The sequence below is a fragment of the Bifidobacterium sp. MSK.13.1 genome (assembly GCF_019131435.1).
Taxonomy (GTDB): Bacteria; Actinomycetota; Actinomycetes; order Actinomycetales; family Bifidobacteriaceae; genus Bifidobacterium; species Bifidobacterium pseudocatenulatum.
On the sequence record NZ_JAHOMM010000001.1, the window covers coordinates 114,318 to 135,510 of the forward strand.

At 55.8% G+C, this 21,193-nt stretch carries 19 protein-coding genes and 4 tRNA genes; 8 read left to right on the plus strand and 15 right to left on the minus strand.

Translation table 11 applies throughout. The features are described 5' to 3' along the window. Nucleotides 1–122: 122 nt before the first annotated feature. The 4 genes from KSY55_RS00465 to trmB all read right to left on the minus strand — a co-directional run bounded on the left by KSY55_RS00465 (nt 123) and on the right by trmB (nt 1,451). Nucleotides 123–198: transfer RNA gene (locus tag KSY55_RS00465), tRNA-Phe, on the minus strand. Between the two features lie 21 nt (nt 199–219). After that, nucleotides 220–293: transfer RNA gene (locus KSY55_RS00470), tRNA-Asp, on the minus strand. A 25-nt stretch (nt 294–318) separates the two neighbouring features. Next, nucleotides 319–390 (minus strand) — tRNA-Glu (locus KSY55_RS00475). A 167-nt stretch (nt 391–557) separates the two neighbouring features. Next, the gene (trmB, locus tag KSY55_RS00480) at nt 558–1,451 is read right to left on the minus strand and encodes a tRNA (guanosine(46)-N7)-methyltransferase TrmB (protein WP_117645505.1); all 894 of its coding nucleotides are present in this window, start codon (nt 1,449–1,451) and stop codon (nt 558–560) included. Between the two features lie 172 nt (nt 1,452–1,623). Between trmB and galE the strand changes: the two genes are divergently transcribed. Beyond that, nucleotides 1,624–2,634, plus strand: coding sequence for a UDP-glucose 4-epimerase GalE (gene galE / locus KSY55_RS00485; RefSeq protein WP_065446712.1), 1,011 nt, complete (start codon nt 1,624–1,626; stop codon nt 2,632–2,634). A 249-nt stretch (nt 2,635–2,883) separates the two neighbouring features. Continuing rightward, nucleotides 2,884–2,957, plus strand: a tRNA-Asp gene (locus KSY55_RS00490). Nucleotides 2,958–3,128: 171 nt separating this feature from the next. Here KSY55_RS00490 and KSY55_RS00495 read toward each other — a convergent pair. The 3 genes from KSY55_RS00495 to KSY55_RS00505 are packed head-to-tail and all read right to left on the minus strand — an operon-like array spanning nt 3,129 to nt 5,154. Further along, nucleotides 3,129–3,626 carry a low molecular weight protein-tyrosine-phosphatase gene (locus tag KSY55_RS00495; RefSeq protein ID WP_033524216.1) on the minus strand — a complete coding sequence of 166 codons (498 nt, stop codon included), beginning with the start codon at nt 3,624–3,626 and terminating at the stop codon, nt 3,129–3,131. A 4-nt stretch (nt 3,627–3,630) separates the two neighbouring features. Continuing rightward, entirely contained in the window at nt 3,631–4,296 is a 666-nt protein-coding gene (locus tag KSY55_RS00500; protein ID WP_004219905.1) for a dihydrofolate reductase, read from the minus strand. A gap of 57 nt (nt 4,297–4,353) precedes the next feature. Beyond that, nucleotides 4,354–5,154 carry a thymidylate synthase gene (locus tag KSY55_RS00505; RefSeq protein ID WP_182310939.1) on the minus strand — a complete coding sequence of 267 codons (801 nt, stop codon included), beginning with the start codon at nt 5,152–5,154 and terminating at the stop codon, nt 4,354–4,356. A 238-nt stretch (nt 5,155–5,392) separates the two neighbouring features. Here KSY55_RS00505 and KSY55_RS00510 point away from each other — a divergent pair, with 238 nt between their 5' ends. Further along, the gene (locus KSY55_RS00510; protein WP_117611790.1) at nt 5,393–5,806 is read left to right on the plus strand and encodes an OsmC family protein; all 414 of its coding nucleotides are present in this window, start codon (nt 5,393–5,395) and stop codon (nt 5,804–5,806) included. 81 nt (nt 5,807–5,887) lie between these two features. Here the strand turns inward: KSY55_RS00510 and KSY55_RS00515 are convergent, their stop codons facing one another. The 3 genes from KSY55_RS00515 to KSY55_RS00525 all read right to left on the minus strand — a co-directional run bounded on the left by KSY55_RS00515 (nt 5,888) and on the right by KSY55_RS00525 (nt 8,904). After that, nucleotides 5,888–6,922 (minus strand): universal stress protein, encoded by a 1,035-nt coding sequence (locus KSY55_RS00515; protein ID WP_004219911.1) that lies wholly within the window; start codon nt 6,920–6,922, stop codon nt 5,888–5,890. A gap of 163 nt (nt 6,923–7,085) precedes the next feature. Then, on the minus strand, nt 7,086–7,727 hold the full coding sequence (locus KSY55_RS00520; RefSeq protein WP_226555380.1) for a C40 family peptidase: 642 nt from the start codon (nt 7,725–7,727) through the stop codon (nt 7,086–7,088). A 235-nt stretch (nt 7,728–7,962) separates the two neighbouring features. Next, entirely contained in the window at nt 7,963–8,904 is a 942-nt protein-coding gene (locus KSY55_RS00525) for a CHAP domain-containing protein (protein WP_217749416.1), read from the minus strand. Nucleotides 8,905–9,086: 182 nt separating this feature from the next. Here KSY55_RS00525 and serC point away from each other — a divergent pair, with 182 nt between their 5' ends. Both serC and KSY55_RS00535 read left to right on the plus strand, forming a co-directional pair. Then, on the plus strand, nt 9,087–10,229 hold the full coding sequence (gene serC / locus KSY55_RS00530; RefSeq protein WP_004219916.1) for a phosphoserine transaminase: 1,143 nt from the start codon (nt 9,087–9,089) through the stop codon (nt 10,227–10,229). 21 nt (nt 10,230–10,250) lie between these two features. Next, nucleotides 10,251–10,505, plus strand: coding sequence for a DUF2530 domain-containing protein (locus KSY55_RS00535; protein WP_004219918.1), 255 nt, complete (start codon nt 10,251–10,253; stop codon nt 10,503–10,505). A 122-nt stretch (nt 10,506–10,627) separates the two neighbouring features. Here KSY55_RS00535 and KSY55_RS00540 read toward each other — a convergent pair whose 3' ends face one another. Next, on the minus strand, nt 10,628–11,809 hold the full coding sequence (locus tag KSY55_RS00540; RefSeq protein WP_117611838.1) for a cell wall metabolism sensor histidine kinase WalK: 1,182 nt from the start codon (nt 11,807–11,809) through the stop codon (nt 10,628–10,630). Between the two features lie 193 nt (nt 11,810–12,002). On the opposite strand from KSY55_RS00540, the gene phoU reads away from it, so the two are divergent. Then, on the plus strand, nt 12,003–12,683 hold the full coding sequence (phoU, locus tag KSY55_RS00545) for a phosphate signaling complex protein PhoU (protein ID WP_004219921.1): 681 nt from the start codon (nt 12,003–12,005) through the stop codon (nt 12,681–12,683). A 242-nt stretch (nt 12,684–12,925) separates the two neighbouring features. Then, nucleotides 12,926–14,806 (plus strand): oleate hydratase, encoded by a 1,881-nt coding sequence (locus KSY55_RS00550; protein ID WP_217749417.1) that lies wholly within the window; start codon nt 12,926–12,928, stop codon nt 14,804–14,806. A 187-nt stretch (nt 14,807–14,993) separates the two neighbouring features. Here the strand turns inward: KSY55_RS00550 and KSY55_RS00555 are convergent, their stop codons facing one another. The 4 genes from KSY55_RS00555 to KSY55_RS00570 all read right to left on the minus strand — a co-directional run bounded on the left by KSY55_RS00555 (nt 14,994) and on the right by KSY55_RS00570 (nt 19,646). After that, the gene (locus KSY55_RS00555) at nt 14,994–15,734 is read right to left on the minus strand and encodes a phosphoglyceromutase (protein ID WP_003808215.1); all 741 of its coding nucleotides are present in this window, start codon (nt 15,732–15,734) and stop codon (nt 14,994–14,996) included. Nucleotides 15,735–15,886: 152 nt separating this feature from the next. Then, nucleotides 15,887–16,987 carry a 1,4-dihydroxy-2-naphthoate octaprenyltransferase gene (gene menA, locus KSY55_RS00560; RefSeq protein WP_033524250.1) on the minus strand — a complete coding sequence of 367 codons (1,101 nt, stop codon included), beginning with the start codon at nt 16,985–16,987 and terminating at the stop codon, nt 15,887–15,889. A 396-nt stretch (nt 16,988–17,383) separates the two neighbouring features. Further along, nucleotides 17,384–18,184, minus strand: a complete 801-nt coding sequence (locus tag KSY55_RS00565) for an alpha/beta hydrolase (protein ID WP_226558210.1) — start codon at nt 18,182–18,184, stop codon at nt 17,384–17,386. Nucleotides 18,185–18,290: 106 nt separating this feature from the next. Next, nucleotides 18,291–19,646, minus strand: coding sequence for an MFS transporter (locus tag KSY55_RS00570; protein WP_065435516.1), 1,356 nt, complete (start codon nt 19,644–19,646; stop codon nt 18,291–18,293). 308 nt (nt 19,647–19,954) lie between these two features. Here KSY55_RS00570 and KSY55_RS00575 point away from each other — a divergent pair, with 308 nt between their 5' ends. After that, entirely contained in the window at nt 19,955–21,004 is a 1,050-nt protein-coding gene (locus tag KSY55_RS00575) for a LacI family DNA-binding transcriptional regulator (RefSeq protein ID WP_226562786.1), read from the plus strand. The last annotated feature ends 189 nt before the right edge of the window (nt 21,005–21,193 follow it).

The window sequence follows — 21,193 nt, forward strand, 5'->3', positions numbered from 1 at the left end:
ATGCGAGCGCGTATTCAACCAACAGCCGGCATCAGTGGCTTGGCGCTAGACATACGGCCGCAATCGTCATGCGTGTGGGCAAAAACAAAGAAACCTCGGATGTTTCCGAGGTTTCAAAGCCATGGTGGCTCCGAGCGGCATCGATCCGCTGACCTAACGATTTTCAGTCGTTCGCTCTACCAACTGAGCTACAGAGCCATGAACAGGAATCTGTTCGAGCGACCCCGGCCGGACTTGAACCGGTGACCTCCGCCGTGACAGGGCGGCGCTCTAACCAACTGAGCTACGGGGCCATTGCCACCTTGTTACCAAGGTAAGTACCCCCTGAGAGAGTCGAACTCTCGTTGTCAGATTGAAAGTCTGGTGTCCTAACCGTTAGACGAAGGGGGCGCTTTCAGCGTTTCCGCTTGACAACTCGCTTAACTATACGCGAATCCTCGAAACATGCAAGTCTCGGCGTGTCGCAACGCTGCGCAATCACGGAAGCCATGCTGTTCACATGTTGAAAATCGTTGGAATAAAGCCATTTCAGCACATGAACAGCATAACATGAAGCCTCATACGCAGCGATAGGTGAAGTCATGAATCACACGACCGGCAGCAAGTCCTTTTTTCTCGAAATTCGTCAAAACTCGACCAGAAAAACGCTCGGATTCACTGAAATCAGCGTGTCGCAGACTTGCGGCTTCGTCGGCATTTCCCTTGCCGACATGCTCAACCGGCAGACTCACCGTCAACTTGCCGTCATTATGGAATCCTTCAATACCGTCCATGACCTCATGCACATGCAATGCATAGTCTTCAATATCGGTAGCGATACGCCACACTCCTCCAGCCTGCAGTGTGCGATGAATCTCACCGGCAAGCTCCGGTTGCACGATGCGGCGCTTGTGGTGACGCATCTTGGGCCATGGATCGGGGAAGAAGGTCCACACTTCGGCGATCGAGTCATCCGCGGCGGCTTTGAAGAGTTCAGGAGCGTTGACTTGTGCGATGCGCAGATTGGCGAGGCCTTGCTTGCCTGCGAGCAGCATGGTATGCGCCACGCCCGGATCGTAGACTTCGAGCGCCAGAAAATTCATTTCTGGGTGTTCGGCGGCCGCGGCAACAACGTTTTCGCCCTGGCCGGTGCCGATTTCCACAATCAGAGGATTGGCATTGCCCCACGCTTCCGCAATATACGACTGGTCGAACACCAGATCGTTTCGCACGTCAAGGGAGCCTTCACCTGCATTGATATCCAAAAGATAGGTATCGGCATGGGCATCCCATGCGCGCCGCAAGCGTGCGTCGAGCCTGGCGGAACGGCGCACGAAGGAAAGCACCTTGCGTCCATACAGAGCAGGGCGCTGACCAGCATCAGCCTGTTGTTCACCTTGTGTTTTTGACATGTTTTGTTCGTTTTCGCCGTTTACTTGATTTTCAGTCGGCGTGTTCACATCTTCTTGCATACCCTATTTATAGAGGAAACGCAGGAAAGGGTCGATTATGTGCGTTCCTGTTCATGTGTTATACTCAAATTGTTCAAAAGGTAACAAACTAGAGCAAAAGTGAACAACGTTCGTTGAACGTTCGTTTTTCGAACAAAGCGCTTTATCGCTCATTTGGAGGAAAGGCCAGAACATGACAGTTCTCGTCACTGGTGGGTGCGGCTACATCGGTGCCCACGTCGTCCACGCTCTTCATCAGGCCGGCGAACAGGTCGTCGTCGTTGACGATCTGAGCTACGGCAAGCCAACCCGCATCGAAGGCTCCCGCCTGTACGGCATGGATATCGCCGCTCCGGGTGCCGGCGAACGTCTCGCTGAAATCATGAAGGCCGAAGGCGTCGACTCCGTCATTCATTTCGCCGCCCGCAAGCAGGTCGGCGAATCCGTTGAGAAGCCGCTGTGGTACTACCAGCAGAACATCAACGGCATGCTCAACGTGCTCATCGGCATGCGCGACTCCGGCGCCAAGAAGCTCGTCTTCTCCTCTTCCGCAGCCACCTACGGCGTTCCGCCGGTCGACGTGGTGCCGGAAGACGTCGTTCCGATGCTGCCGATCAACCCGTACGGCCAGACCAAGCTGTTCGGCGAATGGATGGCTCGCGCCTGCGAAGAGCCATACGGCATTCGCTTCTGTGGTCTGCGCTACTTCAACGTAGCCGGCTGCGGCCCGGTCGAGCTCGAGGATCCGGCAATCCTGAACCTCATCCCGATGCTGTTCGACCGCCTGAAGAAGGGCAAGGCTCCGGCGATCTTCGGCGACGACTACCCGACTCCGGACGGCACCTGCGTGCGCGACTACATCCATGTTTCCGATCTGGCCGACGCCCACATCGCCGCCCTGAAGTATCTGGACCGCGATGAGCGCAAGTACGACGCTTTCAACGTCGGCACCGGCGAAGGCACCTCCGTGCGCCAGATCGTCGATGAGGTCAAGAAGGTCACCGGCCTGCCGTTCAAGGAGGCCGTCATGGGCCGTCGCGCTGGCGATCCGCCGCACCTGATTGGCTCCCCGAAGCGCATCAACGAAGAGATGGGCTGGCACGCACAGTACAACGTCGAAGACATCGTGAAGTCCGCTTGGGATGCATGGCAGGCCAATCCGGAACACCACATCGACGTCGAGACCTGGAAACAGACCGACTGATTCCACCAGCAATTCGTAGTGTCGTGAGCGACAACACGGCACCGCAACGGTAACGGCCGGTCGCATATGAGAAGTTTTCCCCTCATATGCGACCGGCCGTTGCTTTTCTTCCCTACTACTGCCGCAGTTTAAGCAAATACTTTCTTTCAGCAATTCATACGAATATTCATCGATGACACGCCGAAATTTGCACAATAGCGACTTTGCCGTAATATATCTATCTGTTGCCAGTCGCAAGGCTGAAACAACGGCCCCGTAGCTCAGTTGGTTAGAGCGCCGCCCTGTCACGGCGGAGGTCACCGGTTCAAGTCCGGCCGGGGTCGCTTTTTTATTTTTCATTTCTATTTTTCTCTGATTTACATCAATTGCGCAATATTACTTTTGCAATCTCTTGCGATTTCTTAAGATCTTTCGACATCATTGAAATCATACGGATACAGGAAAGCCCGGCTCTTGCGAACCGGGCTTTTTGACGGAAAAATCGTATGCAATCGTCAGAGCTGCCGCTCAACCCAATCAACGATGAACGGGGCTACTTCCTCAATCTGGTCAATCGCCACTTCGAATTCGCGGGCGCCGCCATACCAAGGATCGACCAAATCAATCTCACTTTCGTAGCCTGCGACAGGCTTGGCAAGATTCGGATCGAAACTACGGTACATATGCACGTTCTCACGCTTGGCCTGCGGCAGCTGACGCAGTAGCGCACGCATATGCGAAGCGGTCATCGGCAGAAACAGGTCCGTACGCTCGATCTCATCGCGGGTGATGCGATGGGCGAAATGATGTGCCGGCAGCTCATATCCACGCTCACGGAGCACCTTGACGGCACGACGATCGATCGGATTGCCATACTCTTCGTCGCTCACGCCACTGGACTCGACGTTGACCTTGTCGGCAAGGCCACGACGCTCGAATTCAGTGCGCAGAATGATTTCGGCCATGGGAGAACGGCAGATATTGCCGGTACACACGGTCATCACGGTATACATACGGTTACTCCTCGCGATTCTTCGCATACGTCATGAAACGGAATCCGGCGATATCTCCGGAACCCTTCCGCGTGTTCTGCCACACGCCCTCTTCAAGCACCTTCCAAGCGCCGGATTCCACCAGCGACTTCACGTCGGGCGCGTAGGTATCGGCATCGGCATGCATGCTGATCTGCGTCACATACGCCTTGTCCGCAAATGGCATGGCCTCGCGGAACAGCTGGCCGCCACCGATAATCCAGATTTCGCTGCGGTCAAGACCGTCATCCGGAATGGCTTCCTGTCGTGCCAGATCAAGCGCATCATCCAGACTGTCGACCACGGTCGCTCCCGGCGCAGTGTAAGCCGGATCACGCGAAACCACGATATTGTCGCGATTCGGCAGCGGACGATACTTCGGGCTCAGGGACTCCCACGTCTTACGCCCCATAATGACCGGATGCGAGACGGTAAGCTCCTTGAAACGCCTCATATCCTCGGGCAGATGCCATGGCATGCCACCCTCGAATCCGATGGCGCCGTCATGACCTTCCTTGTCACAGGCCTGCGCCCAAATCAGATTCACCGAGAACGTCTTGGGGAAATCATCGCCCCAATCCTCCTCGTCCTCAAGCCCGGCAAGTCCGGGCTCGGGTTCGTGATAGCCACTGCGGCTACTGTCATGCTCCATTTCACTCACTCCTTGAAGTCGAACTAGGGTCAGTAGTCTAACGTCTGGCGACGACTCTCAGACCGCCACCGGCGCCTTGATGGTTGGATGGTGCCGGTAGCCGACGATTTCAAAATCACTGTAATCGTAATCGAACAGCGAATCGGCTTTGTTAATGCGGATCTGCGGATACGGGTATGGATCGCGGCTCAACTGCTCCAACACCTGGTCGATGTGATTGTCGTACACGTGGCAGTCGCCACCCGTCCACACGAACTCCCCCGGCTGCAGTCCCGCCTGCTGGGCGATCATCAACGTCAACAGCGAATAGGATGCGATATTGAACGGTACGCCGAGGAACATATCGCAGGAACGCTGATACAGCTGACAGGAAAGCCTGCCGTCGGCCACGTAGAACTGGAAGAGCGCGTGGCATGGCGGCAACGCCATATTCTCCACTTCGGCAGGATTCCAAGCGGACACGACCATACGGCGAGAATCCGGGTGATTCTCGACAAGATCAAGCACATTGCTGATCTGATCGATGGTACGGTTCGGATCATCGGGCGTGGGCGCCGGCCAGCTACGCCACTGCGCGCCGTATACGGGACCCAAATCGCCGTTCTCATCGGCCCATTCGTCCCAAATATGTACATTGCGCTCCTGCAGCCAACGCACGTTCGTGGAACCTTTCAGGAACCATAGCAGCTCATAGGCAAGTCCCTTGAAAAACACCGTCTTCGTCGTGAGCAGCGGAAAATACTCGCTCAGGTCGAATCGCATCTGCTGGCCGAACAGGCTGACGGTACCAGTGCCCGTACGATCGGACTTCAACGTGCCTTCCGTCAGGATCTTGCGCACAAGGTCTTCATATGGCATGGGAATGTCGGTTTCCGGGCGTGCCGGAATACGGGTACGGATATCTGCAAGTTGTTCAGGTGTCAAAGCCATGGTTGCAAGCTTAACAGTACAGAACGGCAGGTCAAGCATATGCCACCCGCGCGTTGATTGTTTACGCTTTCCGGAATGCCTCCTAGCGAACAGGCATCAATGGATTACATTAGGTGTGTAGGCGAGGAGCGAACGGCGCTCCCGGCAAGACGATGAGGAGTTCACCATGGGCAAAAGACTGTGGGTCGAGCGTAACAAAGACGGTTCTTGGGATGCTTTCGGCGAGGATGGCGCGCATATCAAGTTCGGCAAGGGTCGTGGACAGTTCACGCCGGGCGACCTGATGAAGATCGCGCTGGCCGGTTGCGCCGCGCTGTCAAGCCAGTTCGCCGTCGAGCATACGCTGGGCGAGGGCAAGGGCGCGAAAATCGTTGTGGACGGCACCTATGACGCCGACAATGACGCATACATCGGTTTCGACGAACAGGTGGTCATCGACGCCACCGACGCCGGTCTGAGCGATGAGGATGCGGCAAAGCTTAAGGAACGCGTCACTCGTCATATCGACAAGGGCTGCACGGTGAAGCATACGTACGTGGAAAAGACCCCGGTCCGCATGGACGTCACCATCAAGCACTGACGTTTTCTTTTTTTAAAAAAAAAGGCGATTGCAACGCTTTTCGCAGTGTTGCAATCGCCTTTTTATATGTACCTGTTGAATTTACTGACGATCGGGATCGATCTTGGTTTCGATGGCTTCGACCACATCCGGCTCGGCCTTGGAAACCGGCACCTCCTCGACACCCTTGATATCGTCAAGAGCCTTCGGCTTGACTTCCGCCGGCGAGCTCGGAACCGTGTCAAGACGGGTTTCCGCAGCCTCGACATACTTGCGGGGCACCACATACACCGGGCCGACCGCGTGCTGCAGCAAGCCCTGGCTGGTGGAGCCGAGCAGCAGGCCAGTGAAGCCGCCGCGACCACGGGAACCGACCACGACGACGTCGTGATCATAGCTGGCCTTGGTCAGCGCGCCAACCGCCGGGCCAGGCACGATCTGCTTGTTGATCTTCAAATCCGGATGGGCTTCCTCAAGCGGCTTGATACGCACTTCCAGATCATCCTTGAACGAGGCCATCACACCTTCGTCGTCGGAACCCTTCATGTTCGGCACCGCGGAGATGACATCCAGCTCGGCATCCCATGCGGCGGCGAAATTCGCCGCGATCTCCAGCGCCTTCAAACCCCACTTGGATTCGTCGGAGCCGACGGCCACCTTGGTGATGGTGTTGTTCAAGTGCATCAGATTGCCGTCATCGTCGGTGTACGGCACCACTACGATCGGGCAGTATGCATACGCCGGCAGACTGGAGCTGGTCGTGCCCAGCAGACGTTCCGCCAGACCGCCTTTGCCGCGATTGCCGATGACGATGAGATTGTAGTTACGAGACAGTTCCACGAATACGGAAGCCGGATCGCCCGTAACAATAAGCGTGGTAGCCTCAACACCCTGCTCGTCGGCGATGGCCTTGGCCTTCGAAAGAATCTCCTGCGCGTCGCTATGGGCCGCATTGTCATCCCCCATGGCGGTGTACGTCGCGTCAAAGGAGACAGCGGCATAGCTCGGCAACGAGTATGCGCAGACGATCTGCAGCGTCAGTCCCGCATGCTTCGCATAGTTCGCAGCCCACCACGTGGCCTTGTAGCTGGCGTGGGATCCATCAACACCAACGAGGATTGCCTTGTCGTTAATCATGGACGACCTCCTTGAATCACCTCGGCAACGCCACCATGCATTGCCTCTAGGCTCCACCATACCGCGCGACATGCGGTTTTGTCAGCAACGACTCGGTCTTTTCCATACAAAAAGGCGTATCCCCGAAAGGATACGCCTTAAAAAAATCAAACCGTATGTTCGCTCAGAGCACACGACGAATCGCATAGCCACCTGAGAACACGGCCAGCGAAGTGACCTGCGTTCCCTGAGCCGGATTCAGCGCGTTGATCACCATGCCGTTGCCAATATAGATCGCGGCATGCTGAGTATTGACGATGATATCCCCAGGAGCTGCTTCGGCAATGCTTCCAACTGCCGTTCCAACGCTCATCTGGGCGCCAGAATAATGCGGCAGGCTTACCCCGAACTGGGCGAACACCCACTGTACGAAACCAGAGCAATCCCAGCCGGACGGAGTATTGCCTCCGGCCACGTAAGGATAACCTTGGAACTGCAGAGCGTAGTCGGCCAGAGCCTGCCCAGTGGCACTCGCGGGAGCCGTAGGAACGCTGATGGAAGCACGATCGGAAGAACGACTGGCAGCCTGAGATTCAGCCTGTGCCTGAGCTTGGGCCGCCTGTGCTTGAGCTTCGGCCTCAGCCTGCTCCTGAGCCTTCTGGTCCTTTTCCGCCTGAGACTCGGTCTGGGGAACATCCAAGCTTTCGATGCCACCCCAATCGGCGTTAGATTCAACATCCGTGGATGTGTGCTCGGCGAGAAAATCACGCTTGGCCGCGGTGGTCTTCGGGAAAGAGCGTGTAGCGGTTACCGTGGTATCAGCCATAGCACCGCCTGCGCTTGCGGCGGGAACCGCCGCACCCAACAAGGCAGATACAGCAACAACGGCGAAGATACTCGTGAAACGTTTAGCAATATTCATCGTGTCCGAAGCTACCATACACGTTCCCCCGCAGCAGAACAGCAAGATAACCAGAACAGTGTCATATCACGCGACACGCCGACGCAATCACGCTACGCCAAAAAAGTGCGGCAAGCGCAGATTAACGAAAACAGAGAAATCAGTAATGGATATATGTCAACTGCGAAGCTTCCTGCGCAGTGAACGTACGATCGGAAATCACGCCAAGACCCTTGACGTTGGATTCCGAAATCTTAATCGAACCGTCGGCATTCACTCCTTCGACAATCGCGACATGCCCGTAATAGCTGTCCGCGCCCATTTGGCCTGGAGCGAATACCACAATATCGCCAACGTGACGTGCCGTATTGTCAACCCAATAGCCGAGAGCGCGAGCGGAATCACCCCAACTCCGCGCATCACCAAAATGGCTTCCGGCAGGCAGGCCAAGCTGTGCACGACGGGTATACGCCCACCATGTGCACTGACCGTATGGATAGTCATTGCCGGTATCACCGGTGCCGTGGTTCGGATTGAAGCCCGAAGGAAGAAGACCGGCGTCCTGATCCATGAGAACGGCGACATTGGGATTGTCGGCAATGGACTTTGACAGAAGATTCGTGTCCATGGAGGAACTGGTTTCGCCAAGCTGCCAATCACCGCTATTGCTGGTGGAGGCCAGAGCGTCTAGATCGCTACGGGACTCGGAACGGGATGCCGCATCGTCGGAGACACGCTTCATCTGCGTGGTAGTGGTGGCATTGTCGGCAAAAGTCATTTCAGACGCATTCTGCTGGCCGACCGCCATGGCAGTGGCCGCGGTGCCAACCAACGCAGCCAGCGATGCGGAAGCCATGAATACGGAGCGACGACCGGCCGCACGAGCGGCTTCACGCATGGCGCGGCGGCTCATCGGAGCCACTTCATTCAGCTTTTCGGCAACCGCAGGCTCAAGACCTACAACGGCACCCCCACCATTTGCCAGCTGGACCATACGAACGGCCTTGGCGGTGTGGGAACCGCGGCTCGAGGTGAACAGCGCCTTGGCAACGCTGAAACGCTCATTCGAAACCTTGGCAGCTTTATGCGCCGCATGCCTCATATATCAACACTCCTTGCGGATTACTTCAACCACAGCAGGCTTATGACCGCGTGGTTACAGAACCGTCACGGAAGCTCAGGCTACACCGACACCGGGATATCGCAGTCATCATCGCCACGTCATGGTTCCGAAAAGCGGTCATCACCACGCACAATCCGACCATCTGACTACCCTAGGTTGTCATGACGAACACTGTGACCATTCCTTCCAACGTGCTTCCGGAAGACGGACGTTTCGGCTCAGGGCCGACCAAAATCCGCCCGGAGCAAATCCAAGCGCTCGATAAGGGAGCCCGTAATCTTCTGGGAACCTCCCATCGACAGACCCCCATCAAGCAGGTGGTCGGCTCAATCCGCGAAGGACTGTCCGAATTCTTCCAGATTCCCGATGGCTACGAAGTGGTGCTGGGCAACGGCGGAGCCAGCGCGTTCTGGGATATCGCCTGCGCCTCGCTGATCACCCGCAAGGCCGCATTCGGCACGTACGGCTCATTCAGCTCGAAGTTCGCCAAGTCAGCGCAATCCGCACCGTTCCTTGAGGAGCCGGAGATTTTCGCAGGAGAGCCGGGAACATATCGCCTGCCTGAGCTCACGGAATACGTGGATACTTATTGCTGGGCCCACAATGAGACTTCCACCGGCGTTGCCGCACCGATCAAACGCATCGCAGGCACCAAGGAGCAGGGTGCGCTCACGCTGATCGACGCCACCAGTGGCGCCGGCGCGCTGCCGGTCGACATCAGCCAGACCGACGCCTACTATTTCTCGCCGCAAAAAGCTTTCGGATCCGATGGCGGACTATGGATTGCCGTACTCTCCCCCGCTGCAATCGAACGCGCCTACGGCATCGCCAAAAGCGTGGATCTTCCGGGCGCACGCCGCTGGATTCCTCCGTTCCTTTCCCTGACTTCGGCCATCGAGAATTCCCGCAAGGATCAGACGCTCAACACGCCGGCAGTGGCAACGCTGATCATGCTGGAAAACCAGGTTCGTTGGCTCAACGACAACGGTGGGCTCGCCTGGGCTTCGGCCCGCTGCGCAAGGTCTGCGTCCCTGCTGTACCAGTGGGCGGAGAAGTCCGATTACGCCTCCCCGTTCGTAAACGACAGGAACGCGCGCTCCAACGCCGTGGTCACCATCGATATCAACGATGGCATCAATGCATCCCAAGTGGTGGCGGCATTGCGCGAAAACGGCATTGTGGACACCAACGGATACCGTAAGCTCGGCCGAAACCAGCTTCGCATCGGCGTGTTCCCGTCCGTGGAACCCAGCGATGTGGATGCGCTCACCCGCTGTATCGACTACGTGGTGGAACATCTCTGATGCAAGGTAAGGTGTGGCGATATGAAGATTGCTCCGATTATTGATCCCAGCGTGAGGAAACCTTCGCCGAAACCGGTGCGCGTCGACCTACGCAAGGTATTCATGTTTGGCACCGCGCTATGGGCCATCGCTTTGGTGGTCTGCATCGTACTTATCGCATTCGGCATCGACGCGGAACGCGCGCAAACCGTCTGCGAAGCGGGTACGGTCATCGGCGTGCTCATGCTGGTTTGGGAGCATTTCGACCGTTGGGATTATCGCCGTCTTGGCGAGTAATCGGCAATATACCCCCGAAAAATCCTCAAAAAATATGATGCCCGTCTTGCCTTATCGAAAGCGAGACGGGCATCGCATTATCTCCATTTGAGATATTTGCAACATCTGCCGAATGTCTTACATCATTCCCCGCCCAACGGCAGCACCAAGGCGAACGTGCTTCCCTGCCCCGGGCTGCTCCACACCGACGCGGAACCATGGTGGGTCAACGCAACATGCTTGACAATCGCAAGTCCCAAGCCAATGCCGTCACCGGAATGCTCATTCTGATTGCTGCCGCGATAGAACCGTTCAAAAATACGGTTCTGTTCGCCGATGGCGATGCCTTTGCCTCGATCGAGAACACTGATTACCGCTTCCGTATGCTCCTCATTGGCTTTGGCGACGACATTCACCGTAGAACCGTCTTTTGAATACGTAATCGCGTTTTCAATCAATTTTGCGAGCGCCGCCTGAATCTGATCGGCTTCGCCATTGATGCATAGCGATTCGTCACCGCCGGTCTCGATGGTGATGCCGCGTTGCGCAGCCATATCGAGATGCGCCTGCACCACGGCTTGTACCTGTTCCATCACGTTGATGCGATTGTCGGCGGTCGGCAGGATTGGCTCCTGCGCTTTGATCAGCAGCAGCAGATCGGAAATCATATGCTCAAGACGGGAACAGGATTGACGCAGCTGCGTGGCGTTGCGTTCGACGTCCTGTTGGCTGGCACCGCCCCGTTCCACAATGTCCGCCAGCTGTTCCAATGATTGCGTCGGCTCAAGCAATTGTTCGGAAACGTTGGTGATGAACGAATCGCGCACCTGCGAGAATCGTACGCTTTCGCTCACATCGCTGATGAGCACAACCATGAGATTCTCATTGAGTTTGCCGACGATGATTTTCAGCCAGTTGGGTCGGGAAACGGTTGCGCCGGAAGTATTGGGGTTTGACTGCCCTATCAGTGCCTGGCGCGCGATTTCACGTGTGGTTGGTTTGCCTGCCTTCGGCACTTGCGGGGCGACATATTGGGTGGTGGTGGTCAAATCAAATTGTTTGTTGCCGCCACAGGAACGCACCTCATGCACTGCGCGAAGCACGGTCTCTTCCGCGATGGCATCATCGCGCACCACGCCAAGCGCATACGCCGACGGGTGCGCGCGAATCACTTCGTCATGCTCGTCAACTACGACGGATGCCAACGGCAGCATGGAAAGCAACGCGTTGGTGGCATCATCCAATGTGTCATCATCGGCATCATGCTCATCATCGTCGTTGCGGTGCGTCAGCGAACGCCACCACGAACCCAAAGATTCAACCATGGTTTCATTGTTGCACACTCTTGAGGCTCCCCAACTCGCGACACCACCGCTCGTTCGTGAACACAAGGTGAACGCGTTGGTGAACTTTGACGGAACAACACAAGCAGTGGTTACGAATATGGCGTTTGTCTAATAGACTTGTGAGAGGTTATATCGAACCCAGATATATATGAAGCATTGAAAGGCAAGTCACATGCGCGTTATTTTCAACGAGGAGCTCAAGGCTGTTGCCGATGATCTCGACCACATGGTCAAAGGCGTGCGCAAGGCGATCAACGGTGCCGGCGACGCGCTGCTGAACCAGAATCTTGAAGCCGCCCAGGCCGTTATCGACGGCGACATCGAAATCGATGCCCTCGAAGCCAGCGTTGTCGACCAGTGCGTGAAGCTGCTGGCCAAGCAGAACCCGGTTGCTACCGATCTGCGCGTGGTTGTTTCCACCATGCGTTTGGCCACCACCTTCGAACGCATGGGCGATCTGGCCCGTCACATCGCCGAAGCCGCCCGCCGCACCTACCCGGCTTCCCCGCTGCCGGCCGAAGCCCAACCGCTGTTCGCCGAAATGCAGGCGTTCCTGAACGACGTCGCCGACCAGACCGTGGCCATGCTGTCTGACCGCGACACCAAGACCGCCGAACAGATCATCATCAACGACGACAAGCTCGACGAACTGCACAAGAAGACCTTTGAACTGGCTCAGTCCGCGGATTGGTCCGGCACCAACCAGCAGCTCATCGACGTGGTGCTGATCGGCCGCTTCATGGAGCGTCTTGGCGATCACGCCGTGTCCGCGGCTCGCCGCGTGGTGTACATCGTCTCCGGTTTCGACCCGTCCAAGGAGCCGACCCGCGACGAAGACACCGACATCGCCTGATTTTTTTCTTGCGATCTTCTTTTTCATCTTCCTTTTGAGAAGGCGGCTTCCGTTCCCCACTGAAGCCGCCTTCTTGTTTTGTTTTTGCAATCTTTCAGCACGAATCGTCAAGCACTATCTCCCGCATTATTTCACTTTCGTCAAGCCGTAAGAAAAATTAAACAATCTGTCTATTTTTTGCCCATATACTTTTACGCAATGTCGCGGCACAATATGTGCAGTGACATCCAAAGGAGGCAGTCATGTATTATTCCAACGGCAATTACGAAGCATTCGCCCGGCCGAAGAAGCCCGAAGGCATGGACAGCAAGAACGCGTACATCATCGGCACCGGCTTGGCCGCACTCACCGCAGCCTGCTACCTGGTGCGAGACGCGCAAATGCCGGGCAGCCACATTCACGTATTCGAAAAGGACGCGGTTCCGGGAGGTGCCTGCGATGGCGCAAATATTCCCGGCGTCGGCTATGTGATGCGCGGCGGCCGTGAAATGGACAACCATTTCGAAGTGATGTGGGACATGTTCCGTTCCATTCCATCCATCGAAACGGAAGGCGTTTCCGTACTTGACGAGTATTACTGGCTGAACAAGGAAGATCCCAACTTCTCACTCTGCCGCTCCACAAAAGCGCGCGGCGTTGACGCAGGCACGAACGGCAAATTCAATCTGTCAGACAAAGCCTCGATGGAGATCATGCAATTGTTCTTCACGCCGAATGAGGAACTGTACGGCAAGAAAATTTCTGATTATTTCGACGATGAAGTCTTCAATTCGAATTTCTGGATGTACTGGCGCACCATGTTCGCTTTCGAAAATTGGCATAGTGCGTTGGAAATGAAGCTGTATATCCGTCGATATATTCATCATATTGGCGGATTGCCAGACTTCAGCGCGTTGCGTTTTACCCGTTACAACCAGTATGAGTCGATGATTCTGCCGATGATCAAGTATTTGGAAGGATTCGGCGTGCAGTTCCACTACAACGCGAAAGTGGAGAATGTCGATTTCAAGATTGGCGGAGGCATGGGACCGGTACGTTCGCATACCGGCACCGGTCAAGACACGATTTTGAAGAAGCAGGCTGAATCCGGCGTGTTCGTACGCAATCCGTACAGTTCGCCAACCAAGAAAATGGCTACGCGCATCGACCTGACCGAAGCGGATGGCACCGCGCGAAGCATTGATTTGGGCGAAAACGACTTGGTGTTCATCACCAATGGTGGCTGCGTGGAAAACTCGACCATGGGCTCGCAAACCGAAGCGGCCGCATGGGCTCCGGAAATCAAGCCCGGCGGCGGCTGGGACATGTGGCGTCGCATTGCCAAGCAAGACCCGAGTTTCGGTCACCCGGACGTGTTCTGCGGCGATCCGGAGCATTCGAAGTGGATGAGCGCCACCGTGACCACGCTTGACATGGAGATTCCGCCGTATATTCAGAAGATCTGCAAGCGTGACCCGTTCACCGGCCATGTGGTGACCGGCGGCATCGTAACCGTTGAGGATTCCAACTGGCTGATGAGCTGGACGTTGAACCGTCAACAGCAGTTCCGCGACCAGCCGAAAGGCCAGCTGTGCGTGTGGGTGTACGGTCTGTTCCCCGACAAGCCCGGCAACTATGTGAAGAAGCCGATGCAGGAATGCACGGGTGAGGAGATCTGCGAGGAATGGCTCTACCATATGGGCGTGCCGACCGACAAGATCAAGGATCTCGCCACGAACCATGCGAACACCGTGCCGGTGATGATGCCATACATCGACGCGTTCTTCATGCCTCGTTCCGCCGGCGACCGCCCTGATGTGGTGCCTGATGGTGCCGTGAATTTCGCATTCCTCGGCCAGTTCGCCGAAACCCCGCGCGACACGATCTTCACCACCGAGTATTCGATGCGCACCGGCATGGAAGCGGTGTACACGCTGTGCGATGTGGACCGTGGCGTGCCGGAAGTGTGGGGTTCGGTCTACGACGTACGCAACCTGCTCAACGCCACGGTAATGCTGCGTGACGGCAAGCCGATTACCGACATGAAACTCAACCCCATTGAAAAGACCGTGTTGAAGCAGATTCTGAAGAAGCTCGATTCCACCGATATTCCGATGTTACTTAAGGAATACGGCGTGATCTGAGCCGATTGCGATTGACGTCCGTCTGCCGCACATCCCATGTTCCGTATTTCATCCGGCAGACGGACGTAATAACCCAACAAAGATACCGGACGCAAAAAGGTGGAAACCCACATACTGTGGATTTCCACCTTTTCATATACGTTCCGTACGATTGAACGCGATTACCTGCGCATCAATCGCAACAAACTCACTTCTGGCCCTGGGCGGCGACAGCGGCGGCACCAGCAGCAGCGGCTTCCGGATCCAGATACTCGCCACGCGGCTTGATCGGCTTGAAGTTCTCGTCCAGCTCGTACAGCAGCGGCATTGCGGTCGGGATGTTGACCTTGGCGATCTCCTCTTCGGAGAGGTTGTCGAGCATCTTCACGATGGCGCGCAGGGAGTTGCCGTGAGCGGCGATCAGAACGGTCTTGCCAGCCTTCAGCTCCGGCTCGATGTCGGACTTGAAGTACGGCTCAACGCGCTTGACCACGTCGGCCAGGCATTCGGCTTCCGGAACCGGATCGCCGGTGTAGCGCGGATCGTTGTTCTGCGCGTACTCGTCGTTCGGATCGATCTCCGGCGGCGGAGTGGCGTAGGAACGGCGCCACAGCATGAACTTCTCGTCACCGTACTCCTGACGGATCTCGGTCTTGTTCTTGCCCTGCAGAGCGCCGTAGTGACGCTCGTTCAGACGCCAGCTGCGCTTGACCGGAATCCACAGACGATCTGCCTCATCCAGAGCCACGTTGGCGGTGTTGATGGCACGACGCAGCATCGAGGTGAAAACGATATCCGGAAGGACGTTCTTCTCCTTGAGCAGGCGGCCGCCGTTCTTGGCTTCCTCGACACCCTGCTCGGTCAGCGGGACGTCGACCCAGCCGGTGAACTGATTGGTTTTATTCCATGCGCTCTGTCCGTGACGGAGCAGTACTAGTTTGTAAGTCATACCTGCCAGTCTACCGCCTAGCACGCCCAACACAACCGTCGATGACGATTATTTGGTTACGTTCATGCAACAATTTTCATTCTGTTGCATGCCGTTTGCATCATCAGGCAATCGCCGGTGCTCAATGACGAAATCGTAAATGCAGGATGCAGCTACGCCATGAAACCGGCCTGACAGGCATTGAGCACGAACGCGCCGGCTGCGACCAACGAGGTCATCGAGCACAATGGCAACGCCCGACGCCACTGGTCATGCCGGACGGCCGCGACGGCACGAGTAGCAATCGCCACACACCCTGCGATGGATACGAACGCCGCAAGGCTCATCCAATCGGCGTTTCCCCACGACCAGTCACCGCATATGCCATATTCCGTGCATGAACGGTCGCGATCCACCTCCGCAGGCAGCTTTATGAGCAGATCCAGAAGTTTGGCATACACCGATAATGGCATGGCGAAAACCACCGTCAGACCAGCAGCCCATCCCAGCGCACGCATGCACCAGCATTTGCCCTTCCCACTGCCGATGCGCACCATCAGCGTGCGCTTGCCGTGCGCGGCGTCATCTTCGAGATCGCGCAGGTTATTCACCATCATGACGCTGACGGACAGCAGGCCGCAGATCACCGAACCGGCCACCCCCGTCACGGTGATCGACCCGCTTAGCGCATACTGCGTGCCGAGGGCTGGAACCAACCCGAAGAATACGAATGCCGCAAGTTCGCCCAGACCCCGATATCCGTAAGGATGCCGACCGTTGGTATATCCCCAGGCCGCCACCAGACAGGTTGCGCCAAGCGCTATCAGCCACCAGCGACCAGTTATGACGACAGCGACCAGTCCGGCGGCACAGGCGGCTAAAGCAGCGACCGCGGCAGCCAGCAACACGTGACTGGGATCCACTCCGGAAGCGACCAACCGCCGAGGTCCCGCGGCGTCACTGCCTCGTCGGGCGTCCGTGCCGCGTACACCATCGGCATAATCGTTGAGATAATTCACAGCAATCTGCAGACCGACCGCCACCACGGCGCACAACATCGCAACGACCGCAAACCACGGCCGAGAAAACGCACAATACCCCAGCACATCACCAGCATCATGCTCTTCCAGCAATCTTCCCGGAAAAGCTGGGCACGACCGCAGGCCACCCAAAGCCTCCCACCGCCAACTGGCGGCAACGCCGACCAGAACCGGGGCAAGACCCAGCGGCAGCGTTTGAGGGCGAGCGCCACGAATCCAAATCGTCATTCCCATGAACGCCATTCTAGAATCACACTCACGATTCGCCTTCCAGCCGCCTACCCGCATTCCAGATTCACAACCTGACCATACTCATTGATATTTCGTCTGTTTCCAGAAATCGATACAATACCGGAGAATGCCCCAGAACGTCACTCATGCGAAATATCATGAAACCCGTGGGATTTCTTTTTTGAAAACATGGAGAGCTTCAATCGCACCCTGCGATTCAGCATCCTCACGCCCATGTATTCTGCGGTAGGCAAGCTGGGTGGTACGAAAGGGATACGGGAAAAAGGGCATTCGCGAACGAATGCCCCAAATCTGCGACCAGGTCACAACACTACAGGTCGCAGATTATTCTTGCCGTGCACTGACAAGAAGTCCGATACGGCGCAAAGCCTTCCGGCCTTACAGACCTGCCTGCTCTGCCACAAAATCACCGAGAGCCGGCATAACCATTTCGCGATGCTTCACATTGCCGAAACCATGGTCGCCATCCTCGATGACCTTGAGCTGCATATTTTCGCCATACACATCCTCGTACCGACGAATATAGTCAACAGGAATGAAATCCTTGGTGCCATGGATGGCAAGCACCTTACCGCGATATCCGCAAGCCATGCCGTAAGGATCGGTACGACCCGCATCCTCCACCATGGCCGGTCCCATGGCAACACCCATAAAGTCAAGATAGCCTTGCTCTTCGATGGCAGACAGAGGCTTACCCTGAATATGCCCACCGGCAATCTCATCAACATACGAAGTGGCCGTAGAACACAGAGCGATCGACTTGGGCTGCCCAGGCACCTTCGGTGCCAACAGCGTGCAAATCACCGCGCCAAGGCTCAGTCCAGCGAAATGCAGATTATCCGGATCGCAGCCGCTCATATGACGAGCCTGCTCCACTACCTGCAAGGCGTCTTCGACATCGCCACTAACGGTGGTATCGAAGAAAGTACCATCACTTTCGCCATGACCAGCACGATCGTAAGTAACGACCACGAGACCACGAGAAGCAAGTTCTCGCGCCATTTGCACGACAAATCCGGAAAAGTCGATGCGATTGCCCCCGAAGCCATGAAAAAGCACCGCCACCGGCGAATGTCCGTCTTCCGAAAAACCTTCCGGCAGATAACGGGTACCTCGTAACGTCAAAGAAGTACCGTCGGCACGTTCCACTGTGAAAACAGCAGGTTCCATAACACTCATGATGATTTCCTTATTGGTTTGTAAAACGAATGTTCCGGGCTTCGAACGGAAAAGGGAATTGGGATCAAACCGTTTCGAAGCCCGAAGCGCGATACGCAGGGTGCGTTTACTCAGCAACGACCTGATTACGGGCTGCGAGTTCCTCACGAATAGTGCCGATCTGATCATCGACCTTGTACAGCAGCATCAGCACAGTGCCGATAGCGCAGCAGGCGATCGGAATCCACACGAAGTTGATGTTGATGGCGTTCAGAGCTTGCGCCGTCTGCTCTTGATTAGGCACAAAACCGTTGATTTCCAGCACAAAACTGGAGAGCCAGCCGGCGATGCCCGCACCACAGGTAACACCGATGGCCGCGCAGGAAGTAATCAAGCCCTGGCTACGCACACCGGTCTTCCATTCGCCATAGTCAACCACATCGGCCAACATCACGAAGCCCATGCTTTGACCAGTCTGGAACAATGCCGAAACCGCCATGGATACGAAGATCAGCGGAATGGACATGATCTTGGCACCAACGTACAGACCAAGCAGACCAATAATGCCGAATCCGAAGAACATGATGGCGATATTGCGGTTCTTCATCTTCTTGGCGAAGAACGGAGCAAGAATCATACCGGCAATCATGCCAGCCGAATTGATGCCATTAGCCAAAGAGGAAAGAGTTTCGTTGCCGACGTTGTACTTGAAGAAGTACACGATGGACGAGGCCTTGGTTACCACACCAATGAACATGACAAGGTTGAGGGTGACAAGAATCCACCATGGCCCATTGTGCAGCATGGCCACGAAACTCTTGATGAACGGCGGCTCCTTCTCCTTAGGGGTAAACACACGTTCACGCGTATTGGCAAAAGTCAGCAGCAACAGACCCACGCAGATCACGCCATAGATGATCATGGTGACGGTAAAGCCCAACTGCTGATTGCCACCACCGATCAGGTTGACCAACGGCAGAGTAAGCATACCAGAGGCAATCACGCCGATCTGACCGCCGACATTGCGGAAAGCATTTGCATTGACACGTTCCTGGGCGTTGGTGGTGAGGTTCGGCAGCAGCGCGGTGCACGGCGTGGTCACCGTGACGGCGAGGAAATTCATCATGATGTACGTTACGTACACATAAATCATCTTGATTACGCCGCCGAAGTTCGGCACCGAAAACGCCATGACACCTATGATGGCAAATGGCGCACCGAACCACAGGAACCATGGACGCACCTTGCCCCACTTGGTATGCGTTTTATCAATAAGCGCACCCACCACCGGACCTGCAACCGCGTCAAGCACACGCACCACCAGGAACAGCGTACCGACAGACAGCAGGCTAATGCCGGCCACGTCGGTGTAATAGAACATCATGTACGTGGTGACCACGTTGAACACCAGATTGTACGCGCAATCCGACGCTCCATAGCTGAGCTTCTCCTTAAGGGAGAGCTTAACGTTCGCGTTGTCCACAACAACTCCTTTGTCGAGAATCCCGAACAGCCCGTGCAATACGAGCCATCATGCCATTCGCAGCAACGCGATGACAATGCTTCTTATCCCTGACGGCCGATTCGCACCTGCGCTCATTGCGTATATTGCATTTTCGCCGTCTGATGTCAGAGTAGAGAAAATGAAATGCAAATTCTTGAGATGATAAGGAAATTTCTTTCTTGCAAATGTCAATATACAGCAGATAAACAGCAATTATCATGCACTCCAACACAATGATTACACTGCATAGCAATCATTAGAAGAAATTTCTCTACTATACTGCTATCATGACACTGTCTTCATCGCAAACCAATATGCGTACCGCCAGTCAACGACCGAAGCTGTCGCACATCGCCAAACTTGCGAACACCACGCCATCCACCGTCTCCAAAGTCATCAATGGACGTTCCGGAGTCTCCGACGAAACACGGCAACGCATTGAAGCGCTGCTCAAAGACATGGAATACAGCAAACCGCCAGTCAAACACGCGCTGTCCACAACCATCATGTTGGTGCTCGAATCCATGGACAACCCATGGGTGCTCGACATCATGCAAGGAGCCACCGACACCGCCGTCAAACGAAGCATGACCGTGACCATCTGCGCGAAAAACGCCTCCGATGGCATCCTCAACGACACCTACCGGCAAGCAATCCGTCGAGCCAGACCCAAAGCAGTGATTTTCGACAACGCCTACGTGCCAATGCGAGATCGAACGCTTTGCCAAGAACTTGGAGCTCGATATGCGGTAGTCGACCCATCCGGAACACCATGCAAAGATTGTATGGACGTGCGCATCGACAATTGGACAGGCGGATTCGAAATCGGCAGCCATCTTATTAACTTAGGACACCGCCAATTCGCGGCAATTACCGGCCCAATGTCCACCACCTGCTACCCCGCCAGATTGGCTGGATTTCGTGCGGCACTAGCACAGCATGACATCGTTCTCAACGACACTCAAGTGCGAGAAGGCGACTACTGGTCGGAAAATGCACGCTTGCACGCGCTTGATCTACTGCAGCAAAAGAATCGTCCAACTGCAGTATTTGCCTGTAGCGATACGCAGGCATTCGGCATATATGACGCGGCACATCAGTTGGGACTGTCGATTCCCGAAGATCTGTCCGTCACCGGATTCGACGATATCAACAGCGCACGGCATCTCGGACCGCCATTGACCACCATGCGGCAGCCACTGGCGGAAATGACCCGAGCAACACTTGCCACATTACTATCCAAACATCAGTCCGAAGACGCTCAGCGCACGCTATTGTTTCCACCAACGCTTGTCGTGCGCGAAAGCACAGGACCAGCGCCAGAAATTAGGGAATAAAACAGAATTGGGGATTAAAAGACGCGGGGCTGCCTGGTTGTACCCAAGCAGCCCCGCGTGAAGCCGATATTGAATTAAGACTTTGCCTTAATTCAGCGGCAATTTTTATAAGGATGGCTCCGGCTGGAGAACAGTCCACAGGACTGTTCTCTTTCCAGCCTCGCGTGAAGCCGATATTGAATTAAGACT